Annotated in this window: 1 protein-coding gene, 1 pseudogene and 1 riboswitch; the gene and the pseudogene both read right to left on the bottom strand. The window is 70.7% G+C overall.

Features of this window, described 5'->3' with window-relative positions; genetic code table 11:
- Positions 1 to 439, bottom strand: a pseudogene (locus ACRDP3_RS25005) (hypothetical protein); the annotation flags it as partial.
- 224 nt (positions 440 to 663) lie between these two features.
- On the bottom strand, positions 664 to 1,794 hold the full coding sequence (locus tag ACRDP3_RS25000) for an NlpC/P60 family protein (RefSeq protein WP_431519255.1): 1,131 nt from the start codon (positions 1,792 to 1,794) through the stop codon (positions 664 to 666).
- A gap of 7 nt (positions 1,795 to 1,801) precedes the next feature.
- Positions 1,802 to 1,992: riboswitch (cyclic di-AMP (ydaO/yuaA leader) on the bottom strand.
- Positions 1,993 to 2,288: the final 296 nt, after the last annotated feature.

The raw sequence follows: 2,288 nt of genomic DNA, 5'->3' as shown, positions 1-2,288 counted from the left end.
ACACGGTGATGAGCGTGCGGCGCCACATCGCTGCCATGCGGAAAGCCCCTTCTTCACGGCCTCGATCGGCGACCGTGCGGGCGGCGCGGGTCAGTTCGTCGGACACCCACTGGCGGGAGGCACCGGGCGAGTGCGCCAGTGCGGCGGGCAGGCCGCCGCCCTCGGCGAGTTCGTCGCGCCGGCTGCGGAACGTGGAGAGCGCGTGCCGGTGCCCTTCGCGGACACCGTGCGGGCAGTCGCCGCAGGTGCAGCGGGAGGAGTGCGAGGAATGCGAGGAGTGACGGGAGGAGGAGGGGGTCTCGGCGGGAGGGGAGGGGTGCGGAATGAGAGCTTCGTCAGTGAGTTGGCCGGGGTGGCCGGGTTGGCCAGGCCGGCCGGTCCCGCCGGCTCCGCCGTCGCCGCTGCCGCCCGTCGTCGAACCGTCCCGTGCCGTGTCCACGGCCACTGCGCAACCCCGCCTCTCAAGCACCGCTGCTGGATAGCGCATTGTGCCCTACTCACGCCCGGCGATACGCGGCAGGCCGGGCTTCGTCACCCGGCCGTGTGAGTCGGTACGCTCGCCCGCGCCGTGGACCCGGCAGTGGGGAAAGCGGTGGGAAAGCGGTGAGGAAGCAGTGCGGGGAGGGGCGGCCGCGGCGGACCGGGCCGCCCCTGCGCAGCCGGTCAGCCGGGGCGCACCGCCGAGTGGAAGGGCATGTAGTCGATGGACTCGTACCTCACGTCGGTGCCCGGCTTGGGGGCGTGGATCATCTGCCCGTTGCCCGCGTAGATGCCGACGTGGCTGATGTCGTCGTAGAAGAACACCAAGTCGCCCGGCTTCATACTGGACTTGGCGACCTTGGTGCCGACCTCGACCTGGTCCCAGGTGGTGCGGGGCAGGGTGATCCCGGCGGTCTTCCAGGCGCCCATGGTGAGGCCGGAGCAGTCGAAGGAGCTCGGTCCGGTGGCGCCCCACACGTAGGGCTTGCCCAGCTGCTGCTTGGCGTAGGCGATGACCTTCTCCGCCTTGGCCGCGTACGAGCCGTCCGAGGTGCCGCCGCCCGTACCCGAATCGGAACCGGCCTCCTGGCGGCGCTCCTCCGCGGCCTCGCGGCGCTCCGCCTCCGCCTTCTCGGCCGCCGCACGCGCGGCCGCCTGCTTCTTCTTCTCGATCGCCGCCAGCCGCGCCTTCTCCTCGGCCGTCAGCTTCGACAGCAGCTCGCGCGCCTCGGACAGCTTGGACTGGACGTCCTTCTTGTTCCTGCTGAGCGACTTCTGGGCGGAGGCGAGGGAAGCCAGCTCCTTGGTGGCCGATGACCGCTTCTTGTCCGCCGCCTTCTGCTGCCGCTCGAAGTCGGTGACGGCTTCCTTCTGGCGGCCGGTCATCCGGTCCAGCTGGTGCGTCTGGTCGAAGAACTGCTGCGGGTCCTCGGTCAGCAGCAGCGTCGCCGTCTGCGACATGCTGCCGGTGCGGTACTGGGCGGTGGCGAAGTTGCCGAGCGTGCGCCGCGAGTCGTTCAGCTTGGCGGTCCGCTCGGCGACCTGGTCGAGGGACTTGTCGACCTTGGCGCGCTGCGCCTGAGTCTTCTCCTTGGCGGCGTTGTACTTCTGCGTCGAGATCTCGGCCTGCTGGTAGAGCCTGTCGGTCTTCTTCTTCACCTCCGCGATCGACTGTTTGCCGTCGCCGGGGTCGGCCTGCGCGCTCTGGGAGAGCAGCGAGACGGAGGCGAGGGCGGCGGTGGTGACGCCAATGGCGCCACGTTTCGCGGTGGCGGACTGCAGAATCCGGGTGCGCGGCTTGCGGTGGGACGCCAAGGCCGGCAACTCCTTCCATGAACCGCCTACCGGGTTAGCTGACGGGTTCGGGCACAGGAAGAACTGCCCTACGGGCCGTGTGCCGCGTTCGCGGTGCGTGCGGCCCGATTCACCCCAGGTGCGTACACGGGCGTCGCGTACGCGAGTGGGTCCCCGGCTCCGGCGGCACTGCCGGGTCGGACTCGGCGGAGACGGACCGTGTCGACGCTTTCGCCGACGAGCGGTGCGGGCCGTCTGGCACGGCACGGTAGCGACATGTGGTGCGGATGTGAAGGCCGTTAGGTGATACGTCCGGTATCTGTTCGTTATCCCCTACGGGGCGGGCCGGGCGCGGTCCTGGGGCCGTCCGGACGTGGGTGTCGGCGGCGCACTCTAAACTCGTCGACGATGAGCAGCCTCTTCGATGACAGCTTCCTGGCCCACCTCGCACCCGTGCGCGCGCAGGGCGCGCCGCCGCCCGCGGGGGGCGGCGGTGGAGCCGGGCGGGACACCGG

The organism is Streptomyces sp. (assembly GCF_050698815.1).
In the GTDB taxonomy this organism is placed as follows: Bacteria; Actinomycetota; Actinomycetes; order Streptomycetales; family Streptomycetaceae; genus Streptomyces.
The sequence above is the reverse complement of the archived record's forward strand: the minus strand, read 5'-3'. Positions and strand labels throughout refer to the sequence as shown.